This is a genomic window from Acinetobacter lwoffii (genome assembly GCF_019343495.1).
Lineage (GTDB): Bacteria > Pseudomonadota > Gammaproteobacteria > Pseudomonadales > Moraxellaceae > Acinetobacter > Acinetobacter lwoffii_P.
Map to the genome: position 1 here is coordinate 357,029 of NZ_CP072549.1, position 24,110 is coordinate 381,138.

Sequence of the window (24,110 nt, forward strand, 5' to 3'; positions counted from 1 at the left end):
AATATCAAGTTTATACAGGGAGAGACATAGATGGTAAACCAGTATGGTGGAAGTAGAGAAGGGGCAGGACGTAAAGCTCTTTATGATGAACCTACAAAAGTTTTGCGTGTTCCAGAATCTCGTGTAGTTGAAATCAAGAACTATCTCGCAAACTCAAAGAAAGCCAAGTTCGACGATGTAGCTTCTATTACCTTGGTCAATCCAAGTACCGTTATGCATATCCCCTTGAACCGTACCGGGTTTGTCGGAGACTTTTTTATTTAAGTTAGGCCACCTGACCTAACGGGTTAATCTTATCATAGTACATTGCTTCAAACTCAAAAGGCGATACATAACCCAGTGCACTGTGTACACGCTTTTTATTGAACCAATCTACCCAGTTTAGTGTCGCAAGTTGTACATCTGCTAAACCTTGCCAATCTGCTTTTAAATATTCAATCACCTCTGTTTTGTATAAGCCATTCACCGTTTCAGCCAGAGCATTATCGTATGAATCACCAGTTGTACCGACTGATGCTCGTAAATTTGCAGCTTCTAAACGATTGGTATAGCGAATAGAAAGATATTTAACACCTCTATCGGAATGATGAATCACATTCTTTGGCATGCCTCGATCGTGCAATGCTTGCTCCAATGCATCGAGTACCATATCTGTATTCATCCGTGTAGATACTTTCCATCCAACAATTGCTCGTGAGAACACGTCATTAACAAATGCGGTATATACCCAGCCTGAATGAGTTTGAATATACGTAAAGTCACCCACCCATAGTTGGTTTGGATGATCAGCATTAAAATTACGTTTCACTAAATCATCTGCCCGTTTTTGGTCATCTCGGTTACGGGTGGTTTGTTTATTCTTACCACGCCAAACACCTTGTATACCTAGCTTTTGCATCAATCGAGCAACTGTACAACGTGCAATCACATAGCCTTCACGTTTCAGTTGTTGCCAGACCTTACGCACACCATACCGACCTGAACTTTCTTTCCAAATTCGCTTAATCTCCTCAGCATGCTGCAAGTCATGTAAATCTCGTTTCGCTCGATGTTCTGGATTTACTGTGAGATCTAAAGTCCGGTAATAGGTTGAAGCAGCGATCGGTAAAATCCTACAAATCGCCTCAACACCATATCGATCTTTATTGTTAAGGATAAAATCCACCATTATTTGTGTGGGCGGTCGAGCTCCGCCTGGGCGAAAAAAGCGGCTGCTTTACGTAGAATTTCATTGGCACGTTTTAATTCTTTAATTTCACGTTCCATTTGCTTCATTTTTTCTTGGTCAGATACCTGTTGTACTTTGGCGGGATTTTGTTGATCTAAGTATTTTTGATGCCAGGCACGAAGTGTTTCAGGAGTACAACCAATCTTAGGCGCAATTGCTGTGATTGCAGCCCAAGTAGAAGGATAATCTTTTTCAGATTCAATCAATAATTGAACCGCTCTTTCTCTAATTTCGGGGGTATAGTTTGGTTTTGTCATCGGGATAGTCTCTCAGAATATTGACTCTCCGACAAACCTGGTACGGTTCACTACTTATTTTTTTAATGTATATAGAGACATGCTTAAAAAGTTAATTTCAAAAAAAAGATCAAGAAAATGGTTATAAATGTGAGTGGTTTTTGATGAATTTGAATTCTTTTTAAACTAGGCTAAGGGTTTGCTTAGATAGATTTTTTTATTTAAGTTATTGATTCTTTGTTTTTGAATGTGACTGGTTTAACTGTGTTTTGTATTTTTCTTATTTTATTTATACGGAAGAGCGGCCAAGATTGAGTCCATCGGAAACTGATGATGGGACGTTCATTATGTTCAGTTTTAGCTAGGGTAAATGCGCATTTAGTTAGGCATAGATATTAACAAAGAACTGGCAACTAACATGAGAGCTGTGCCATATTTGGATCTAAAGATTTTGGTATTTTGACTAGATTTTTATATGACGGCGGCACAACACATAGCTAGATGAGGATAATAAATAATGAATTATTCCGAAAATGATAGTCCGATATATATTGCGTCAGTAATAGGTGAGCGCCTAAAACGCATCCGATTGAATCAAGATATGACACAAGCGGAGATTGCTAATAAAGCTTGGATTAGTCGGAGAGCTGTCCTTAATGCGGAGAAAGGCGACGTTCGACTAGTAGAGCTGATCGCTATTTTAGGTGCGCTCAATATGTTGGGTAATCTAGATCAATTGATACCTGAAGTATCATTTTCACCGATACAGTTGCTTAAGCTCAAAGGTAAAGTTCGCAAAAAAGCCTCAGGTAATAATAAACGAACTCAAAAACTGGTTATAAAGACCGCAAAGCCAGAATTAGATTGGTGATATACCTTCACGATAAAGAGCTTGATAGGTTTGAGGGAGTACCAAAATGGTATGGACAGACGTGAAGGGCTTACTAGAACAAACTTTTAATGATCGGTGTATTTTATATCAACCTTCAATCTGTCCCACTGCTCATCGTTGAGCATAAAGCTAAAAATTTCTTTATTTTCAATAATATAGGACTTACGCATTGACGGATTCAAAAAAGTATTAAAATACTTTATAAAGTATCTGTGATCAGACGAATTAAACATGCTTCTACAGCAACTTGTACATTACCCATTTATATGGGCTTTCTCATGACAGAACCGAACTCTATTAGCTGCACACAACTTGCCGAGACTTATAATATCTCGCATGATAGTGTAAATCGCTTTCTAGAGCGTGAAGACTACACACCTCACGACCTATATCAAGAATCAATTCAACATATTGATAATAATAAACTTATAGTCAGTATTGATGATAATGTTTTAGATAAACCATATAGTCAACATATGGACTTGGTTAGCTATTTTTGGTCAGGCAAACACCACCGATCCGTCAAGGGTATTAATCTCATTACCTTGTATGCGACAGATCAAAATGGTCAAAATATTCCAATTAATTTCCGAATTTATGACAAATCTGAAAGTAAAACCAAGAATGATTACTTTATGGATATGTTAAGTGAAGTACTCAGTTGGGGTGCAAAGATTCAATTTATTACAGGTGATAGTTGGTATTCATCGACTGGAAATCTAAAAACCATAAGAAAATATGGTATTCGATTTATGTTTGGTATCGACTGTAACCGTAAGGTTTCCCCAGAAAAAGGACAATGGTTTCAACTGCGTTTATTGCCAGATTTCCATCAGGGTCAAGTGGTCTGGCTCAAAGATTTTGGCTTTGTACAATTATTTAAGACTCAGTTAAAAGAACAGCAGAGGTTTTATATTGTGCATCAAGATGAAGATGATTTATTGTCCTTTGAAGGTTTTCATGAATTACATTCAAGTCATTGGAAAATAGAGCAATATCACCGGGTGATTAAACAAGTTTGTCATATTGAAAAGTTTCAAGTAAGACGATCTAAACTGATTTTGAATCATATTTTTTCAGCCTTGATGGCCTACGTTGAGATACAAAAGAACCAGTTTGAGCGGATCTTTGAAAATATATATCGTTGGCAGAAGAAATTATTTAGACCAATGATCAAAAACTTCATTGATGACTTTATTCTCGATAAAAATCATCTGCTACCACAGAGAATCTATAAATAATAGTGCGTAAGTCCTAATGTATATCGTTGGCAGAAGAAATTATTTAGACCAGTTATCAAAAACTTCATTGATGACTTTATTCTCGATAAAAATCATCTGCTACCACAGAGAATCTATAAATAATAGTGCGTAAGTCCTATAATACTTAAAAAACTCATAGGCATACTAATTAATATTCTTTTGTACAGTCTATCTCTAGCAAAACATGTTGTAAATCAGGCACAATGAAACTATAAATTTCAAGTTTTTATAGCCTGAGTGCTAGCGGTATTTTTTAATGACAAATAATAATTTTTCACAAGTAGCAGCTTTTATCTGGTCGGTGGCAGATTTACTGCGTGGTGACTTCAAACAATCGCAATACGGTCGTGTCATTCTCCCATTTACGCTGTTGCGCCGTTTAGAGTGTGTACTTGAAGACAGTAAGGCAGATGTATTGGCAGCCAATGAAAAAGTGAAACTCATGCCGCTGCCAGAAGAAGCCAAAGAAAAAATGCTGCTAAAGGCAACCAATGGCCTGTCATTTTTTAATACCTCCGAGCTGGATTTAGGCAGCCTGGGTCAAAAAGACATTCGTTCAAACCTCAATACTTATATTCAAAACTTCTCCAAAGATGCACGTGAAATCTTTGAACACTTCAAGTTCGATGAATTTATTGGTCTCCTGGATGATGCCAATTTGCTTTACAAAGTCGTTCAATATTTTTCAGATCCTAAAATTGATCTCAGTCCAAAAAATATATCTAACCATGAAATGGGCTTGGTGTTTGAAGAGCTGATCCGCCGTTTTGCTGAAGGTTCAAATGAAACTGCAGGGGAACACTTTACCCCACGTGACATCGTTCGTTTAACCACAGGTCTGGTATTCAGTAAGGATGATGATGTGCTGAGTGGTGACGGTATTATTCGGACCATTTACGATCCTACGGCGGGTACGGGTGGGTTTTTATCCTCAGGTTCGGAATATGTCTATGAGCATAACCCTGATGCGGTAATGCGCGTTTTTGGGCAGGAGTTAAACCCTGAGTCTTATGCGATCTGTAAAGCAGACATGCTGATCAAAGGTCAGGACGTGCGTAATATCAAACTGGGTAATACTCTCTCCAATGACCAATTGGCCTATGAGAAGTTTGACTACATGCTATCGAATCCGCCATTTGGGGTGGACTGGAAGAAGATCGAATCAGATATTAAAGACGAGCATGAGCAAAAAGGCTTTGAAGGTCGTTTTGGTGCAGGCTTGCCACGTGTGTCTGATGGATCTTTGCTGTTCCTGATGCATCTGATTAGCAAGATGCGTAATAAAGACGACAGCACGGCGCAGGGCAGTCGTATTGGTATTATTTTGAATGGTTCACCACTCTTTACAGGCAGTGCGGGCAGTGGTGAAAGTGAAATCCGCCGTTATATTTTAGAAGCAGATTTGTTGGAAGCCATTATCGCGCTACCCACCGATATGTTCTATAACACCGGTATTGCGACTTATGTTTGGGTACTCAGCAATAAAAAAGAGACTCAACGTAAGGGCAAAGTACAGCTGATTGACGGTAGCAACCTGTACAGCAAAATGCGTAAGTCTCTTGGCTCTAAACGTAATGAAATGAGCGAAGACGATATTGCGATGATTACCCGCAGTTATGGTGACTTTGAAGTGACGGATGCACGTGAACTGGATAAGCCCGCAGAGGTTAAGTCTAATCGTGGTCGTCAATCGGTTAATCCTAAAAATGAAGCTGCTAAAACCTTTTCTAGCAAAATCTTTGACAGCTATGATTTTGGCTACCGCCGTGTGACCATTGAGCGTCCATTGCGCTTATCTGCTCAGGTGAGTGATGACGCCGTAGCATCGTTACGTTTTGCACCTAAGCCGTTTAATGCGGTGATGCAAAAGGTCTATGCGCAATACGCTACGAACTGGACAGAAGACAGCTATGGTCAGCTTGATGAGTTTGAGGTGGAAATCCGTGCGCTGATTAAAGCCGAATTTAGCGAGCTGAAAGAAAAAGATATTAAGACCGTACTTGAGCCAAAATTGTGGTTGGAACAGCGTAACTTATTAAACAAAGCTAAATGTTTACAAGCGAAGATCGGCACGGCGCAATGTGATGACTTTAATGTCTTTGATGATGTACTCAAGCAAGCGTTAAAAGATGCCAATGTGAAACTGGAAACCAAAGAGAAGAAGCAATTCCTGGATGCGATCACCTGGAAAAATGCCGACGCTGAACCTGTTATCAATAAAGTGGTGAAAGGCGCAGAAAATCCGCTTTATGGTCAGTTTAGCTATAAAGGCAAAGTGGTTGAGTTTGTGCAGGATGGTGATTTGCGTGATGCGGAAAACATTGCCCTTGACCCAAGCCAAAGCACCACCGATTTAATCGAGTCTTACTTTAAGCGTGAAGTTCAACCGCATGTGCCTGATGCATGGATTAACGCCGATAAGCGTGATGCTCAAGATGCTGAAATTGGTATTGTCGGTTATGAGATTCCGTTTAACCGCCATTTTTATGTGTATGAGCCACCACGTGATTTAAGCGAAATTGATGCAGATTTGGATGCAGTCAGCCGTGAAATTATGGCACTTCTTCATGAGGTGCATTCTTAATGGCGAAGTATCAGAAATATGTTGAATATAAGGATTCAGGTATTGAATGGTTAGGTGAGATTCCTAGTCATTGGAAAGTATCGAAAATTGGTTTTCATACTTCAAAAATTGGTAGTGGCAAGACACCCAAAGGTGGTGCTGAAATTTACCAAGATGAAGGGGTTTTATTTTTAAGAAGCCAGAATATTTATAATGATGGTTTGAAAATCGAAGAATCTGAAAGTGTTTATATTACAGACGTTATTCATGAAGAGATGTCTACGTCAAAAGTCTTTTCAGGAGATATTCTGCTAAACATCACAGGAGGCTCAATTGGACGAAGTTGTTTAGTGCCTACAAATTTTCCTGAAGCTAATGTGAATCAGCACGTATGCATTATTCGTGTACAAAAATATTTGAATGAGTTTTTGTCTTTAGTAATAAAAGCAGATCTTATTCAATCTCAAATTAGATTGATACAGACAGGTGGAAACAGAGAGGGATTAAACTTTGAACAAATCTCTAAATTTGTGTTCATGTTACCTCCGCAAGAAGAACAAAAATTAATTATAGGTTTCCTCGACTATGAAACCGCAAAAATTGACAGCCTGATTGCCAAACAAGAAAAGCTGATTGAATTGCTTAAAGAAAAACGTCAAGCGGTAATTAGCCATGCCGTGACCAAAGGTTTAAATCCTGATGTTCCAATGAAAGATTCAGGTGTTGAATGGTTAGGTGAGGTTCCGGCACATTGGGAGGTGAGTAGAGTAGGTTGGCTATGTGAATTCATTTCTTATGGATTCACCAATCCCATGCCTTCAACAGATGAAGGGCCTTACATGCTGACGGCCACAGATATTGAGTTTGGACGAGTGAAGTATGAGGGGGCAAGACGCACGTCTATAGAAGCATTTAGGAATCTATTGTCCCCTAAAAGTAAACCGCAAGCAGGTGATATATTAGTTACAAAGGATGGAACCCTTGGGAGAACGGCGCTATTTGATGGTGATAATGAAGTTTGCATTAGTCAGTCCGTAGCTCTTTTAAGGCTTCATAAAAAAATTGTGCTACCTGAGTTTCTAGTTAGAGCCTTTTCCGGTGCTGATTATCAGAGCAAAATAATATTTGATGCTGGCGGTACAACTATCAAACATATCTACATATCTACATTGTCAAAAATGAATTTTGTATTACCTCCGATGCATGAACAAAAAATATTAGTAGATGAGTTAAAGATCAAACTTGCAGATATGGATCGGTTGATTGATCAAGCGATTAATGCTTCTAATCTCCTAGGTGAGCGCCGTACAGCACTTATATCCTCTGCGGTCACAGGCAAAATCGACGTACGCAACTGGCAACACCCCAATGAGGCTAAAACGGAGTTTAGCGCATGAATATTCTCAGTTGCCTCAAACAAATGTGGAATCAAGCAGATACAAAAAATCATTGCATAAATAATTGCAATGATTCACTATATGCTCAACAACACCCGACAAGGCTAGGCAAGCAATTGCATCCTCAAACTGTCGGGTTACTTGTTTCTGGAGCCCTAAAAAATATAAAAATAGGGGCAAGCCATCTATGAAATCTTTTAACAAGCCTGCCAAAACTTTTGCTGAACAAATCGAATTATTAAAAGCGCGTGGCATGCAATTTGCCAATGAACAACAGGCACAATTTTACCTAGAGCAAATCAATTATTATCGCTTAGGTGCCTATTGGCTTCCATTTGAAGATACCCACTCACCACATTGCTTTAAACCAGAGACCAGTTTTGAACAGGTTTTAGAGTTATATGTTTTTGATCGTGAATTAAGGCTACTCATCCTGGATGCCATAGAACGTCTGGAAGTTGCCGTTCGGACCCGTTTTGCCTATGAATTGGCACATCGGCATGGTTGTCATGCCTATCTGCAAGGGCAATACTTTAAACCCGCCTTTAGATGGCACAAATTATTAGAATCACTTGCAGGCGAAGTAGACCGAGCAGACGAAGTCTTTATAGAACACTATAAACGTACCTATGATGATCCTGAATTACCACCGATTTGGGCCACCTGCGAAGTGATGAGTTTCGGGCAACTGTCCAAATGGTATCAGCTCTTGGCACCGATTCAGACACGTAAAGCCATTTCCAGTCATTTTGATTGCGATGAAAAACAGTTTGAAGGCTTATTACAGCATTTTGTCTACTTAAGAAATACCTGTGCCCATCATTCAAGACTATGGAACCGCAAATTTACCAAAACCATTGCCAAGCCGCGCAGTAAGCCGATGGGGCTTCGGGTGCAATGCAATTTTGAAAATACCAACGCATCAGATCGAAAAATTTATAACAGTCTGGTATTTCTACTCTATTTCATGGACAAAATCGCCCCACAGCATACATGGCGTAAACGTCTGGTTGATCTGCTTTTGACACATCACAACATATCAAAAACAGCGATGGGCTTCCCTGAAGATTGGCAAAGCTATCCAGTTTGGCAAATAGAACAGTAATAAAGAAATTTGAGTATTTAGGGGTAGGGGAAACATGAGATCGGATGCAACTTTAGAAACTATCTTCCAACAAGATATTATTGCGCAAATGCAATCGTATGGCTGGATTGTGGGTTCTGGGCAAGGCTACAATTGTGAAAAAGCCCTGTATGAGCAAGACGTACTCGACTTTGTCCAAAAGACCCAACAGGTCGAGTGGCAGAAATTTAAAAACATCTTCCCCAATGATACCGAACGCCATTTTTTAGATACCGTCGTGGCTCAGCTTAAAAAAGCCGATATCAATGCCACCGATGTTGAATCCCGCAGTTATGGCACATTGGGCATACTCCGTCATGGCATCAAGACCCGTGGCACACGCTTTTCATTCTGTCAGTTTAAACCTGAACATGGTTTAAACCCCGAACTGAATCAGCGCTATCAGCAAAATATCTGCCGTGTCGTGCCTGAACTGGTGTATAGCCCATACACATCCAAAGCTGAATTAGAGGCAACAGGCAAGCAAGCCAAGAAATGGCGGATTGACCTGGTACTGTTTATCAACGGCTTTCCTGTGGCAACTCTGGAGCTCAAGTCCGAGTTTAAACAGGCTGTGCAAAATGCCATGACACAGTACCGAAAAACCCGATTGCCCAAAGACCCTGAAACCAATAAGCCTGAACCCTTGCTGATGTTTAAGCGTGGGGCATTGGTGCATTTTGCCGTCAGTCAGTATGAAGTCTATATGGCGACGCATTTGAGTGGTGATAGCACCTACTTCCTGCCATTTAACAAAGGTACTTCAGCCCAAGGTGCAGGCAATGATGTCCCTGAAGATGTCAACGAATATGCCACAGGCTATTTATGGAATGAAGTCTTAACACCTGATAGCTTGCTGAATATTTTGGGTAACTTCATTCATTTACAGATTGAAGAAAAGGAAGACTGGGAAGGGCGCAAATACAAAAAGGAAAGTCTGATCTTCCCCCGTTATCACCAATGGAAAGTGGTGAATAACCTAGTTCAAGATTCATTGGTAGAAGGCACAGGACAGAAATACCTGATTCAGCACAGCGCAGGTTCGGGTAAATCTAACTCGATTGCATGGACGGCGCATCAACTATCCAGTCTGTATGATGCCAACAATAAAAAGATGTTTGATTCGGTGATTGTGGTGACAGACCGAACCATCCTGGATGCACAGCTACAAGATACGATCTATCAGTTTGAACATGCGGATGGCGTCGTGGGTCGGATTAACAATAAAGAAGGTGATGGTTCTAAATCCGAGAAACTGGCCAAAGCCTTGGAAATGGCCCAGCCGATTATCATCGTCACCATTCAGACCTTCCCGTTTGTACTGCGTGCCATTGAAAACAGCACCAGTTTAAAAGAACGTAAATACGCCGTCATTGCCGATGAAGCCCATTCATCGCAAAGCGGTTCCACGGCGCGTCAGCTCAAAGAAACTTTGATGATTGAAGAGCGTGATGAAGATGAACAGCTTTCTTCTGAAGATGTACTCGATGCAGTGATGGCATCACGTAAGGGCAGTGCAAACCTAAGCTTCTATGCCTTTACCGCAACCCCAAAGGATAAAACCTTACAACTGTTTGGACGCTTGCCCGATCCAAGCATGCCGCCGTCTAAAACCAATATTCCTGTGGCATATCATGTCTATTCGATGCGCCAAGCGATTGAAGAAGGATTTATTTTGGATGTACTGAAGAATTACACCAACTATAAAGTCATCTACAAGCTCAAGCAGAAGATCGAAGAAAAAGACGCTCAGGTCGATGCCAAGAAAGCCAAGACCAGGCTGAATCAGTGGGTACGCTTACACGATCATAATATCTCGCAAAAAGTGAATATCATCATTGAGCATTTCAAGAAAAATATTATGGGCTTACTCGGTGGACAAGCCAAAGCCATGGTGGTGACCAGTTCTCGTAAAGAAGCGGTGCGTTATAAACAGGCTTTTGATAAATACATTGCTGAACAGAACTATGCCAACATTCAAGCCATGGTGGCATTCTCAGGCGATGTAGAATTTAATGCCAATGATGCAGACAGTAGCCATCTGTTAGGTCAAAAATTTACCGAAAGCAATATGAACCCGAATATGAAAGGTCGTGAGATGCGTAAGGCATTCGATAGCGATGACTTTCAGGTGATGATTGTGGCAAATAAGTTCCAGACCGGCTTTGATCAGCCGAAACTGTGTGCCATGTACGTGGATAAGAAATTGGGTGGGGTGGAGTGTGTACAGACCTTATCGCGCTTAAACCGGACTTATCCGGGTAAAGCGGAGTCAGGCACCTTTGTTCTGGATTTCTTTAACGATCCACAAGACATTCTGGATGCTTTCCAGCCATATTATCAAACGGCGGAACTGGCGGATGTATCCAATCCTGATCAGGTTTATGATCTGTTTGAAAAGTTGAAAGCCTCAGGCATTTTCCTCTGGACTGAGGTAGAACAGTTCGTTGAGGCCTTCTACAGCAAAAATAAATCCAGTGCAGCTCTCGCTAACATCTGTAAGCCCGCTTTACAACGTTGGCAGCATCGCTATAAACAAGCCATCAATGATTATGATGTCACCAAGAACCGTTTAGAACGCTGTAAACAGACAGGTGACGCCGTACTGATTGCCAATGCTGAAAATGAGTTTGCAGAAGCGAAGAAAGCGCGTGATGCTCTGGAAATCTTCAAAAAGGATTTAGGCAGTTTCACCCGTTTCTATGAATTTATGTCTCAAATCGTGGAATATGATGATCAAGAACTTGAGAAGCTCAGTCTTTTTGCGCGTAACTTACGCCCGATGCTGCGTGAACAAGCTGCGGACGAAGATGAAATTGATCTGAGTAATGTAGCAATGAGCCATTACCGCTTGTCTAAGCTTCGTCAGCAGGATATTCAGCTTAAAGCAGACAGTACTGAGCATAAATTGGAGCCTGGGAATGATTTGGGTACAGCCAAGGCGAAAGACAAGAAAGAAGACTTCCTGTCGGTGATTTTAAGCCGTGTGAATGAGATCTTTATCACGGATAAGCTGACCGATAAAGACATGATTAATTATGTGCATACCGTCGCAGATAAGATGTCTGAGAACACACGCATGATGAAGCAGATCCAAAACAATACCCGTGAACAGGCGATGCTGGGAGAGTTTGATACGGCGCTTGATGACGCCGTATTGGATAGTAATGAGGCACATATGGAGCAGATGACACAGCTCATGAGCGATCCTGCAAAGATGAGGCAGTTTGCGCATATTATTTATGATGTGTTGGTGAATAGAGAACGTTAGGTTTTGTTATAAATAAAGATATTTCAGAGTAAAAAAATATGAATTTTTGGCATATGCAGATTCATCCTAGTGATAAAGAAGCTGTTAACCGTACTGAAGCAAAAAGAATTCTTCTCGAAAATGGTGTTATAGGTTTAGGGAATCAATGGCCGAATGATAGAGGACAACCACAAAAATTTAATACGGATGTCCAGATAGGCGATGTTGTACTCATTAGAAGCGATGGTCCACTTGCTCTAGTAAAAGTAATAAGTGAATGCTATGAGAATGTAGATAATAGTATTTGGTTCGATTTGGTTAGAAAGATAGAAATTTTATCGCTAGAAGGCAGTTTATATAAAGGAAAATTTAAGAAATATTATCACGGTAGTTGGAATGATTCTTTATATTTACCCACAACTATTGAAATAGCTAATAATTCAGACTTTATTAAATTTTGGTATCAAGATATAAATGGAAAAGTGGTAATGGATAATACGATTAATTTACTTACTTATAAGTACCAAATAATTTTACAAGGTCCTCCAGGAACGGGGAAAACTCGTTTAGCAAAATTGATCGCTGAAGACATGATCAAACCAAACGTGCTTGGTCATCCAGAAGAAATTATCGATAGTGAACTAAAAAAATTTGATCCGACTAGCGATCATATTCAAGCCACTAGAAAACTCCATCAACGTCTTCGTAATGAGTTTTTAGAACAATTTCCTAAAGAAAGTTTAGACCAGCAATTAACTTTATATAAATATTGTACTGGTACAGGTGAGCGAGATAACTTTTGTTGGTGGATTGAGAGAGGACTTCAACCTTTGGGGTACTATTTCCCAGGATCATCTCGTTCATACCAAATCTATTGGAAAAAGAGTACACAGGAATATAGTAAGCACGGATTTATTAAAAATGTCACTGATGATGAAGCTGCGATGAAAGAAGTAGCACAAAAACTTCATAATTTGGTAAATCAAAAAAATCTTGATGAGGTTGTCAAGTATTTCGGTGATAGCTTCATGTTAAAAATTTTAAATACATACTATCCAACAGAATATTTTCCTATAAATAGTGAAAAAATGATTAACCATGCTTTAAAAGTTTTTAAATTTGATTGCTCAGCTCTAAATTTATTTGAGAAAAATAAAAAGCTTTATGAAATTTATCTGGATAAAAAAACAAAATTTAATTTAGATATTTCAGTTTTTGAATTCTCAAATATTTTGTCTACCAATTTTAATTTAAAAACTGGAGAAGATATTAGTGAAAAAAATGAAGTGATTAGCCAAGGTGAATATCAAATTATACAATTCCATCCAGCATATTCTTATGAGGATTTTGTAAGAGGGATTGTTGCAGAAACTGATGATAATGGAAGTATATCTTATAACGTAGAAAATAAAATATTAGCAGATTTTGCAAAAAAAGCTCAAGAAAATCCAAATGGAAAGTATGTATTAATCATTGATGAAATTAATAGAGCCAATTTACCTTCAGTACTTGGTGAACTTATTTATGCTCTAGAGTATAGAGGAGAATCAGTGGTATCTATGTATGAATATGGGGATAGTGGAAGGGAGATTATTCTCCCTAAAAACCTATATATCATTGGCACAATGAACACTGCTGATCGATCTGTAGGACATATCGATTATGCAATAAGAAGGCGATTTGCATTTGTTGATGTGCGACCAAATGAGTCCATTATTGAAAATCAAAAAGCTAAAAATCTTTTCAAAAATGTAGATTCATTATTTAAAGAACATCTGTCACCCGATTTCCAGAAAGATGATGTCATGATTGGGCATAGTTATTTTTTAGTCCAAGATGACAATAAACTAAAAATTAAATTGGATTATGAAATTAAACCAATTTTAAAAGAATATTTGAAAGATGGGATTTTACTAGAGTCTGCTGCAGCACATATTGAGAACTTAAAGGTCTAAAGTGAATTTACAACAAACATTTGAACATTTGCCTCTTAATATCACAGTAGATAATTTGGCTAATGTCAAAGAAATTATTTTTTGTGATAATAGGGAAAAAAAGTGTATAGAGCTTAAATTTAGTCAAGGTGGTATTACCTTACATACTAATTATTATGTTGGTGTTGATTGGCTTAAAAAGAATGACACAGCTATTTATGTAGCTCCAAAATTGAATGAGGAGACAAAAGAAACTGACTATTTCCAGATGTTATTCTCATGTATGAAACATTCTGATATATCAGCGTATTCAAAGGATTTGTACGAAATTAAGTTTGATGAACCATATATCGAGATCAATCAGAAACAGGATTTAATTACACCACTGTTAATGATCAGGTATCTGCAAGTTTTAAAATCTGTAGTTCGAAAAGGGTTAAAAAAGTCATATTACCGAGTAGAACAGAATTTAAGTTCTAAGATCAAAGGTAAGGTGCTTGTCTCAAAGACTTTAAAACAAAATATCTTAAAGAACAGACCTAATAAGACTATATGTAATTTTGAAGTCTATGGTGTCGATTCTATTGAAAATAAAATTTTAAAGTCTGCTTTGAAATTTGCAGAGATGTATTTGGCAAAATATCGGCAATTTTCGGATTATTTTTTGCCTCTAATAAGCTTTTGTAAACCAGCTTTTCATGAAGTAGATGATAAGAATTTTGATCTTCATTTAACTAAACAAACGAAAATAAATGCTTTTTATAAGGAATATAAAGAAGCACTCGATTTAGCAAGAATGATCATAAAGAGATTTGGTTACAATCTTAAGGAAATTGATGACAAGGTAGTAAGTGTTCCACCTTTTTGGATTGATATGCCAAAGCTCTTTGAACTTTATGTATTAGGGCTACTAAAAGAGAAATATGGTAAGAAAATTCATTTTCAGGAAAAAGCCAATTATGGTGAACCAGATTTTCTATTAATTACTGAATCTGAAAAAATAGTGATTGATACAAAATATAAGCAGCTCTATCAGGATAATGAGAAAAATAGGGGGCGATACAATTCTGATGATATAAGACAAATTGCAGGATATGCTCGTGATAAAAAAATTCTGAAATGCTTTGGTTATAGTGGTGAAGAAATGGAGAATATTGTTGTAGATTGTTTAATTATTTATCCAGATCAACGATCTTTCGAACAATTACCCAAATTATTAAAAGCTCAGCCAATTGATCAATTTATAAAATTTTATAAGATGCCTATTAAATTACCTACATTATAATTTTATATTTTGAATAGTAGTTTTAAATATTTTGTTACATTTGTGGTGGAATATCTACGGTTGATAATAAATTTAATAGCTTCATCTTTAAACATCTGGGATGTATCCTTGTCCACTCATAATGTTCTCTCCTATGTGAAATGAATAGTCAAAATTTGTCTAGGAGCGGGGCAGACCAAGATTAATCACTATTCAATATTTTTAACTTCCCATATATTTCGATCTATTGTGTTTAGGTATTGTTCAAATCTATTTTTGTGTATTGCTATACATAGTAGCTGAGTTGCTCGTGAAAACCCTACATATGCCATTTTTGTTGATTGTTTCGCTCTTTCAGTGGTTAGGTTAAAGGGATTTCCTAAAAATTGATTTGCAAGTCTTTGCGACTCGTAAGATTTAGCATTACTGCCTTTTCCATCTTCATAATAATATGATTCTAAATATAGTGTTGCATCATGTGTTTGACCTTTAACAGAATGAACACTAGTAATTTCAATTTTTAGATCATTTTCTTCAATAATATTTGAAGTAGAAGTTTGATTGTTACTAGTTTGGTCAATACCAGTTGTATCATTGTTAATAAAATTACTGCACGTTAAAGAAAGACTATAATTTTCTTTAAAATAAGAAAGGAATACAGGAATATAAGTTTGTAAATCAGACAAAGCCTGATTCGGTTCATTTTTAATTATCTTTAAACAAATTTGATATACTTTTAAGTTTAAATCTGCATAATTTTGCTCTGAATTTACCTTTAGGTAATTAATTAAATTTAAAATAGTATAAAGACGATTTTCATTTGTCGAAATCTTTTCGATTCTTAAGATCTTAAGTAGAGCATGAAAAATATTTTTTCTAATCATAGATAGAGTGGTGTACTTTTTATCATAGAAATGAAGGTAACTTTTTAAGCATTTATAATCCTCTTTAGGTTTTTGTTCATTTTTTTTAAAAACTTGATGATAATCTTCTAATCTAAGTTTAGACGGGTTAGTACGACTAGCTTCATCTTCTTTCCAATCGGTATTCCAACTTATGACTTTTATTTCTAGAGGTTTATCTTGAGGAAAGTTTAGTTCACCAGAACCTTTATATTGTTGTACAAGTTGAGAAAAATGTGGGATAACGTTCTTAATAGATGAATCTGAAAATAATAATATATGCGGTTTAAGCTGGCATTCATTCATTCCTATTATGCTTAAGCAGTGTTCAGGATATAGTGCAAAATTTTTAACAATATTTGCGATTGGTCTACTTAAACGCTGGCTATTTGAAAGGTGAAAAACATTGTCCCTATCTTGCCAAATTGATTCAGTTTTTATTGAATTATAAATAGATTGATTTTTGTCTCCTATTCTTTGAATTGTACTATTTGTATCCTTATTTTCTGTAAATATATTTTCAATGAGCTCATATTGGTGAGTATCCATGTCTTGCACTTCATCAATAAATATGTATTGAAATCTTTTATTAATAATTTTGTAAATAATAGGATAATTACTTAGATATTTTTGTGCTAAAGCATAGCAATCGCTAAAGCTAAGAATGCCAGTTTTTAGTAAATTAAGTTTTATGTTTGCTAATTCTTTATATGTAGTTGTATGGTTACCAATTTTTGGAATATTTACTTCTTTATTACTCCAAAAATGCTGAAATATTTCTTTATTACTTATAAATGAATTACTTAATATGTCAATATAATTTATGCCACGTTTTGAAAGAGCTATTTTTGTATTGTATGAAAGAGCAAATTCTATTTGTTCTGCATATATTTCATTATCAATACGTAGCGGTTTTTTCTTAAGTTTAAAATTATAATAAGGAATAGCTAAAAACTCATTTACAAAACTTTGTATCGTTCCAATAAAATTGGGATAACGAAAAAGCTTTGGGCAGTATTGATGAATTTTTTCTTTAATTTCGTCTACGGCTGCATTGGTATGAGATAGAACTAAAATTCCTGAACCATCAGATAAAGGGAGCTTAGTTTCTAAAATTAATAATTTTGCCAAAAGAGCTGTTGTTTTTCCACTACCAGGAACAGCTTGTAAATCTATCGTAGATAAATTACGGATAAAGTCGCGTCGCTCATCATCAAAAACTTTACCTTTAGGTAGTAAAATTTTTTCAGAGTAATCTATATCTTCATCTGTAATTTCAATTGTTTGTGACATATTCAATCGCCTCGATTAAATAATAAATACTGTCTGTCGATTCAGTTTCATGAAGATTTAATGTTCTGTCAGGTTCGTGCTTGTTCATTTCTTTATCTAATTCATGAGCTAAACGATAAGCTATTTCTGTTTTTTTTAGCCCTTGATTGATGAGTTTTTTTGCGAGTTCTAATTCAAAGTTTGAGTCCCATTTGGTTTTTGTATGTATAGTTTTAGAATGTTTCTGAAATAATGCTGACAGTTTTTTAGATTTGAAAATAGAATATTCTAAAGTCCATTGTTTAGCGGCGTAATATTTAACATTTTGATTCGATTTTTCATTAATTTCTTTAATTTTATTAGCGATTTCATTTTCTAGTACTTTAGATGATTTGGGACAGTAGTCTTCGCCAACTTTTTCATAAGTTCTTACATCAGAATCCGTAATCACCGCAACAGGAATAGTCATATGAGATTCTTGCTTTCGAAGAAAAATATCGACAAAGTGTTGAAAACCAACACCACCAATATTAACGACAGAAATGCCTTTTGCCGTTAAATCTTTTCCTATAGCTTTTGCGAAACTTGGAATTAAAATTTCTTCCGCCCATCCTTCTACTAGAATCACTCCTTTAGCAAAGAAGAGGTTTGTCTTAGTAGTGTCGAGAAATTTTTCTAGATATTTATAGCTATCAGGCTCTAGCATTGTGTATTCTTTCCCTAAAGGAAAAGCATTGCCTTTATTACATAGAATTAAATTTTCTAATTTAACTTTTGATGCTAAATTGGGACTATGTGTTGAAATAATTAATTGAATATTTGTTTGTCTTTGTAATGCTTCAATCACTTGCATTTGGGCTTGCGGATGTAGGTGAGCCTCTAACTCTTCAATTAATCCTAAACGTAACCCATGCCAATCTTCTTTATTTAAGTGAAGTAACTCTGCAGCCATAAAAAGTCGATTTAAAGTGCCTAAACCTACATTTCTTTGTGATTCTAAAAAAAGAGAAAACTTTTCTAAAATACTTTTTAATTCTGTTGACGAAACATTAAATTCAGTGAAAATGCCTTCATTGTAGAAATTTTTAATGTAACCATCAATTTTGTCTTTAATTGTCTTCCCATCATCATAAGTTTTTGTTACTGGATTACCATCTTTGTCGATAAAACTTATTTCTTCACCTTTAAAATATTTTTTTAAATTTGTATTCAGACCTTCAAACATATGAACAAGTTCATGATTTTTATCTTTGTTTTTAAAAGTAGGATCACCTAATAAAATTTGGGAAAGTCGAGAATTTCGTTTTGAGATCAACTCATTTTCAGCATCTCTTAAAGGTCTTAAATATGTTGTTTTTAGATATTCTTTTGATTCAGCCGTTAATAGATAACCCTCTGAATCAGCACCTGCTTTTATATCTGAAGGAGTAATTTTTTTATCATTGCGAGTGACATCATAATTTAATTTTAAGAATGTTTTAGCATCAGCTCCAGTACCTTTCCAGCCTAACCATTCTGTAAAGTTTTTAGCTTCATCATCAGTTAAATCATAAAATTCAAGTTCAATCCTAAATCGTGTAGAACCGTCAAAAAAGTCTTTCTCTTCTACCTTGATGTAATCGTAGCTATGAGTTTTTAAAACCAATTTAATGGCATCTATGATTGCCGTTTTTCCCGAATCATTTTCACCAATTAGCACATTTAGACCTTTGGTAAAATTAAGGTCTAAATTAGGTTTAGTTAGATCAAAAGTATTTCCAACTACTCCATATTTTCTAAAATTCCAAAGTTTTATATTTGATAAGTACATAATTTATGTTGTTTGGAGTAAATTTTTGTATATATTATTTATATCATAAGTTTGTGATAGAAATAATATATCCATTATGAACTTTAGTCTTCTTAACCTTATTTTTTTCTTTATCAAGATGATTGCGTTGTAGTGCTTAATAAATCGGCAACTATTAAAAGAGTACAGATGGTGCAAAGCTTAGAGTAGTGCCATTTAACGTATATGAATCGCAAAATTTAAAAATTACTAGGGCGTGTCCTCATTTGAAAAATTGGTTTTAAATACTTAAAATCCTCCTTTAAGCTCTTTTGATTTCTATATTTTTTCAATGGCACGTACTCTTCTCACCAGATGATATCTGGCAGCAAATTCAAGATACTATGCGATTACACGGTTGTTACTGTTCAAAGAATAGTAGAAATATCATGGAAGCGATCTTATGGAAACTGCGTACAGGCGCCACATGGCGTGATATTCCCCAAGAATTTTGTCCTTGGCAAACTGCTTACAATCGCTTTAATCGTTGGGCAAGCAAGGGATTGTGGGATAAATTTTTTTTAGATTACGAGGCGTCTTGGATCAAGAATGGGTATTCATTGACGGAAGTTACATACGCGTGCATCAACATGCAAGTGGAGCTCGGCATGGTTTCGAAAGAGCAATTGGACAATCACGTGGTGGACGAACAACAAAAATACATCTTGCAACCGACGCGAATGGATTACCGATTGATTTTAAAATCACTGGGGGTGACGTCCACGACAGTCAAGTTGCAAAACAACTGATTGATACGGTAGACGAGGCAACTTATCTCATTGCTGATAAGGGGTATGATGCTGAGCACATTAGAATATATGCCAAGAACAAGAATATGATTCCCATTATTCCATTGAGATCAAACAGTAAGAGATCGAATAAGGAATTTGATAAATATCTATATAAATTAAGACATTTAGTTGAAAATGCTTTTGCGAGATTAAAACATTTCCGTGCTATTGCAACTCGATTTGATAAACTGGCACGCAATTATAAATCTATGATTCGTATAGCCTGTATATTTATTTTGTGCAAAGCCAAATGAGGACACACCCTAGTGTTTTCTCTATACGATAAGTGCGATATTGGGTACTAAACGGTACTTTTTGACTAGTTAAGTTCCAATTTTCGCACTTATCGTATTACATATATGCATAGACAGGAAATTTATAGGGGATACCCTTCATTCATTGAGTACTTGGAGTCGTTCTATAACTTTCTCGGAAAATGGTAGCCAATAGTTCCAGGATTTATATGTTGGATTATATGAACCACGTCCTTCACGTTTCCATTCTTTTAGCATCGCAGTGATTGCAGGGTTGTATGCACTATTTACTGAAATCATACCACTCGCAAAATGGCGAACATTAAGGTGCATGCCTTTAACTTTAAATTTATAGTCCTGCCAATTCGGACTGGTGTTCTGTAGGTCAGGCGTTACTGGTAGTGTGGTGGTTACTTTAAAGGAAGTAGAAGCTATTTGTTGCTGAGTGGATTGTTCTTGCGGAAGTGGGTAAATCCATTTTCTATTGTTTAGGTTCTCGAGGATTTGCTGTTTGGCTTCTGTACTTGGAATTGCAATATCATTTTTAAGAAGTGATGATAAATCGACTTCAATACATTTTGATTTAAAAACCTCAATGCGTTTTAGTTTTTCAGCATCAATAAAATGAGTGACTGCGATCTCAATTAAAATAGGTTCGCCATCAAAATAACCAATAAGGTCAGGGCGAATTAAACCGAGAGAAAATTCAGGTAATAATTTTTCGAAGGTCCACCATGCAGCTTCACTATCTGAGTCAGGTAGAGCAGGAAGCATAAGTCCCATAGATTCAAGAATAACCTCTTTGGCATATTTATGTAGTACGGATTCAGGGTTAATCGTACAGCTTACTTTATTACTTGCATGAGCAAAATGATGTTCCTTAATCTCACCTTTACGAGCGATAACGGCTTCACCGCATTCAAAGCAAGTACACTGGCAAGCGAGTCCACGTTCAACCTGCTCAATATTAACCAATTTATTATTTTCGTTTAATGCAATATGCATCGTCATGACTAAAATCCTTAGTGAAGTTGATTTACTCACTCACTATGCTTATGGTCTAATTCTGATAACACTGTATAAACGGGGTATATACGGGTATATACGGGTATGTGGGGGTTTAAGTGTTTGAATTAAAATTAAAAGTTTTTTCAATTTTATGGAATGTGCTCAAGGATGATTTAGCACAAAATAGGGCTTATGAATGCTTAAAGGTAATGTGTGCTGCGACGCTTGGGCTATTAAAGGGGCAAGTTGATGATCATGTTGCCTATTCAAGGTATAAATTGAAGGCAGCTGTAGATGGGAAGCTTTCTGCGGATAACGTAGATCTAAAAGAATTAGGAAAATGGATCAATGAAAGAAAACTGAATGAATACCTTGAGCGTTTAAGTTCTAAGCATATTCAAAAATTTTCCGAAATCGGATATGTGCCGGTTGTACGCACGAACGACACTGTTGGTGGAAAAGGTAATGAGCGTCTTTTTTGGTTGGACATTCAAGAGACTGTAATTGAAAGTGTTGATGAAAAATTAGTAAATGAGGAAGATATTGAGTACATCACTTATGAACGTGTAGATTCTTCAGCAATAAAGATGTCGTGGTTTTATCGATTTATATTTAAGAATGGTGAAATAAAAAATAAAAGTATAAGAGGACTGTTTATGCTGATAGTTCTCTTTGGCGGTTTTATTTCATGGGCTTTATATGTTTGTGCATTTTCAATAGTTTTAGTACGTGAAGGACAAAACTTCACGACACTTGATTTGTTATTTATAGTCTGTCTAATTGGATTTTCTTACCTATCATTCAAATATTGATTCGTTCCAATGTGGAATTTACCGGAGCATCGTGTCATTAAAGCACCTATGACGTTTATTTCATTAGCTGAAGAACATGCTGATATTGAGATGTATCGTGATAGAGAGCGTAATCAATTAACACGTGTAACTCGGTTTAGAGGGATATGTCCTATTTGTTCAGCAGAGGTTGTACTTAGAACTGGCCAAACTGATCATAATTTGCCATTAGTTGGACGTTGTGTAGAAAGTCCTTTTGCGCATGTGTATAGCTTTGATCGAGTGCTTATGATTGGAAAGCTGTTAAGTCGGTAATGATATTAAAATTAAGTGTGAAGAATTAAGTCAATGAGCTATTCTCCTATTTGTACAATCAATGCAAATCAAATGGATAATATATATGTGGTTGGTGATTTACATGGCTGTTATAGCCTGTTGATGCAGGAGCTCCAAAACATTAATTTTGATTTTCAAAATGATGTGCTTATTTGTACTGGCGATCTTGTAGATCGAGGTGAAGAAAACTTAGCGTGTATTTCCTTATTGAATCAATCTTGGTTTTTTACGGTACGAGGTAACCATGAAGAAATGTGCATAAGGTCGCCTCATGATCGTAAAATAAAAGATATACATGCACGTAATGGGGGGGAGTGGTTTTATCAACTGAGTGCGAAGCAACAATTTGAAATTATCGAACTATTTAAACAACTTCCTTTAGTTATTGAGGTTCAATTCGAACATAAAATCATTGGTGTAGTACATGCAGACGTCGATATTCATGATTGGAATGCTTTTAAGCACGACATTGCACAAGGCGACTATAAAATTTCAGGTGTAAGTTCGGCTTATGCGAATGCGCTGTGGGGGAGAGGACGTATCCGTAATCATTCAGAACATTACGATACTGTGGAAAATATTGATGAAATCTATCTAGGTCACACCATTGTAAAAGAGCATACTAAAATAGATAATTGCCATTACATTGATGTGGGTTCCTCTTTTACCAAGAAGCTTTGTATTGTAAAAATCCAGTAAACACGGTGATGTGGTAGGGGAGTTCGGTGGTGAAAAAAGTTCAACAGGTCAAAAAAGCAACACTTGAATCATGTATCCTAGCTTGTATCCCGTAATTTTTTAATATTAATTAGTGTAATAAAAACAATAGGGTAGGAGAGGGTTGTTGTCCGTCTGGGCCCACCATATAAAACAACCACTTACGTGTACTAATCGTAAGTGGTTTTTTTGTTTTTGGATATTATGAAATCTGAAGTAAGCAATTCACTTAATTGATCGTCGTTCTTATCTCGAAGGACTTAAAATGGGTTGCCTCCACTGATAATGAACTTTTCTAGTTTGCCTTTCAATAAAGATTCTTCGTTACCAGCTTAATAAAAAAGCATCTCCCTCAGATATTACTTTTGTTATCTAAATTCCATAAACATCCTCTTTAATCAAAAAAAAAGTTCATATTTATGAAATAATTGTGATGTAGTTCAAAGAATATCTGCAAAAAAAGTGAAAAGTAGATGAAATGCATTTTACAACTGAAAAAATTATGCTAATTAATATGAGATGATTTTTTAGTTAAAAATCATGATGTTTCAGGACGGAATATCTTAAGAAGCGTATTAAAAAAATGATTAAACAGGAGTTTCAATGATGCTTCAGCTTTTAAGAAAATTGTTTTGTTTGCATATTTATGAATATGAGCAAATGCAAGAAATCGGGGAACACAGGGAGTGTCGTAAGTGCGGTACGAATAAGGACTAAAGTTTTTACAAGAAAAGTGAGCAATGGCTCACTTTTTTTATGCTTGTCATGGGCTAATTTCCGTTAAAATTAAAGGGAAATTTCAACACGATAAACAGGAATATGAGCAAAGATTTTCATGCAGATACCTATATCGTCGACAGCAACCTGGCAGATACGCTGCACTGGCTCAGCCTGCATCAAGATAGTTATGACTCCTTTAGCTATGATGCAGTCACGCAAGCGCTGATGGTGCATCATGCCAATGGAGTAGATCAAATCCGAGTCGGAGATTATCTGAATGCCCGTTATGGCATTTTAATTACTGCACATAACTTTTCTGCGAGTTCATCAACTTAAACAGTG

17 protein-coding genes, 2 pseudogenes and 1 other annotated feature are annotated in these 24,110 nt (G+C 36.4%); of the genes and pseudogenes, 15 read left to right on the plus strand and 4 right to left on the minus strand.

Features of this window, described 5'->3' with window-relative positions; translation table 11 throughout:
• Positions 1-30 precede the first annotated feature (30 nt).
• Positions 31-264 carry a hypothetical protein gene (locus J7649_RS01710; RefSeq protein ID WP_005265709.1) on the plus strand — a complete coding sequence of 78 codons (234 nt, stop codon included), beginning with the start codon at positions 31-33 and terminating at the stop codon, positions 262-264.
• Position 265: 1 nt separating this feature from the next.
• Here the strand turns inward: J7649_RS01710 and J7649_RS01715 are convergent.
• A protein-coding gene (locus J7649_RS01715) for an IS3 family transposase (protein WP_219309053.1) occupies positions 266-1,485 on the minus strand; the annotation gives its coding sequence in 2 pieces (ribosomal slippage) (positions 266-1,209 and positions 1,209-1,485; 1,221 coding nt in all).
• Positions 1,094-1,210, minus strand: a sequence feature (AL1L pseudoknot). Its footprint overlaps the gene before it by 117 nt.
• A 496-nt stretch (positions 1,486-1,981) precedes the next feature.
• On the opposite strand from J7649_RS01715, the gene J7649_RS01720 reads away from it, so the two are divergent.
• The 9 genes and pseudogenes from J7649_RS01720 to J7649_RS01760 all read left to right on the plus strand — a co-directional run bounded on the left by J7649_RS01720 (position 1,982) and on the right by J7649_RS01760 (position 15,170).
• A complete protein-coding gene (locus tag J7649_RS01720; RefSeq protein WP_005103547.1) occupies positions 1,982-2,335 on the plus strand; it encodes a helix-turn-helix domain-containing protein in 354 nt (117 codons plus the stop codon).
• Positions 2,336-2,568: 233 nt separating this feature from the next.
• A complete protein-coding gene (locus tag J7649_RS01725; protein ID WP_219309059.1) occupies positions 2,569-3,597 on the plus strand; it encodes an IS701 family transposase in 1,029 nt (342 codons plus the stop codon).
• Between the two features lie 15 nt (positions 3,598-3,612).
• Positions 3,613-3,720 (plus strand): annotated as a pseudogene (locus tag J7649_RS01730) (IS701 family transposase); the annotation flags it as partial.
• Positions 3,721-3,874: 154 nt separating this feature from the next.
• Positions 3,875-6,202: a type I restriction-modification system subunit M gene (locus J7649_RS01735; protein ID WP_219309061.1), complete on the plus strand. Its 2,328-nt coding sequence runs from the start codon at positions 3,875-3,877 to the stop codon at positions 6,200-6,202.
• Positions 6,202-7,578 carry a restriction endonuclease subunit S gene (locus tag J7649_RS01740; RefSeq protein WP_219309063.1) on the plus strand — a complete coding sequence of 459 codons (1,377 nt, stop codon included), beginning with the start codon at positions 6,202-6,204 and terminating at the stop codon, positions 7,576-7,578. The genes J7649_RS01735 and J7649_RS01740 overlap by 1 nt, the downstream gene beginning before the upstream one ends.
• 187 nt (positions 7,579-7,765) lie before the next feature.
• Positions 7,766-8,683: an Abi family protein gene (locus J7649_RS01745; RefSeq protein WP_219309064.1), complete on the plus strand. Its 918-nt coding sequence runs from the start codon at positions 7,766-7,768 to the stop codon at positions 8,681-8,683.
• A 34-nt stretch (positions 8,684-8,717) separates the two neighbouring features.
• On the plus strand, positions 8,718-11,972 hold the full coding sequence (locus J7649_RS01750; RefSeq protein ID WP_219309065.1) for a type I restriction endonuclease subunit R: 3,255 nt from the start codon (positions 8,718-8,720) through the stop codon (positions 11,970-11,972).
• A gap of 38 nt (positions 11,973-12,010) precedes the next feature.
• A complete protein-coding gene (locus J7649_RS01755) occupies positions 12,011-13,906 on the plus strand; it encodes an AAA family ATPase (RefSeq protein ID WP_104425925.1) in 1,896 nt (631 codons plus the stop codon).
• A 1-nt stretch (position 13,907) separates the two neighbouring features.
• A complete protein-coding gene (locus J7649_RS01760) occupies positions 13,908-15,170 on the plus strand; it encodes a 5-methylcytosine restriction system specificity protein McrC (RefSeq protein WP_228738654.1) in 1,263 nt (420 codons plus the stop codon).
• Positions 15,171-15,358: 188 nt separating this feature from the next.
• Here the strand turns inward: J7649_RS01760 and J7649_RS01765 are convergent, their stop codons facing one another.
• Together J7649_RS01765 and J7649_RS01770 are read right to left on the minus strand one after the other, a co-directional pair.
• Positions 15,359-17,344 carry a UvrD-helicase domain-containing protein gene (locus J7649_RS01765; protein ID WP_219309066.1) on the minus strand — a complete coding sequence of 662 codons (1,986 nt, stop codon included), beginning with the start codon at positions 17,342-17,344 and terminating at the stop codon, positions 15,359-15,361.
• Positions 17,328-19,133: an ATP-dependent nuclease gene (locus J7649_RS01770; RefSeq protein ID WP_219309067.1), complete on the minus strand. Its 1,806-nt coding sequence runs from the start codon at positions 19,131-19,133 to the stop codon at positions 17,328-17,330. Before J7649_RS01770 ends, J7649_RS01765 begins: the two co-directional genes overlap by 17 nt.
• A 310-nt stretch (positions 19,134-19,443) precedes the next feature.
• Between J7649_RS01770 and J7649_RS01775 the strand changes: the two are divergent.
• A pseudogene (locus J7649_RS01775) lies at positions 19,444-20,196 on the plus strand (IS5 family transposase).
• 138 nt (positions 20,197-20,334) lie between these two features.
• Here J7649_RS01775 and J7649_RS01780 read toward each other — a convergent pair.
• Entirely contained in the window at positions 20,335-21,207 is an 873-nt protein-coding gene (locus J7649_RS01780; protein ID WP_219309068.1) for a competence protein CoiA family protein, read from the minus strand.
• 113 nt (positions 21,208-21,320) lie between these two features.
• Between J7649_RS01780 and J7649_RS01785 the strand changes: the two genes are divergently transcribed.
• From J7649_RS01785 to J7649_RS01795, 4 genes are all read left to right on the plus strand, one after another.
• Positions 21,321-22,016 carry a hypothetical protein gene (locus tag J7649_RS01785; RefSeq protein ID WP_228738655.1) on the plus strand — a complete coding sequence of 232 codons (696 nt, stop codon included), beginning with the start codon at positions 21,321-21,323 and terminating at the stop codon, positions 22,014-22,016.
• 9 nt (positions 22,017-22,025) lie between these two features.
• Positions 22,026-22,310: a hypothetical protein gene (locus tag J7649_RS16755; RefSeq protein ID WP_228738656.1), complete on the plus strand. Its 285-nt coding sequence runs from the start codon at positions 22,026-22,028 to the stop codon at positions 22,308-22,310.
• Between the two features lie 33 nt (positions 22,311-22,343).
• Positions 22,344-23,030 carry a metallophosphoesterase gene (locus J7649_RS01790; protein WP_219309069.1) on the plus strand — a complete coding sequence of 229 codons (687 nt, stop codon included), beginning with the start codon at positions 22,344-22,346 and terminating at the stop codon, positions 23,028-23,030.
• Positions 23,031-23,867: 837 nt separating this feature from the next.
• Positions 23,868-24,104 carry a hypothetical protein gene (locus tag J7649_RS01795; protein WP_034438286.1) on the plus strand — a complete coding sequence of 79 codons (237 nt, stop codon included), beginning with the start codon at positions 23,868-23,870 and terminating at the stop codon, positions 24,102-24,104.
• Positions 24,105-24,110 lie beyond the last annotated feature (6 nt).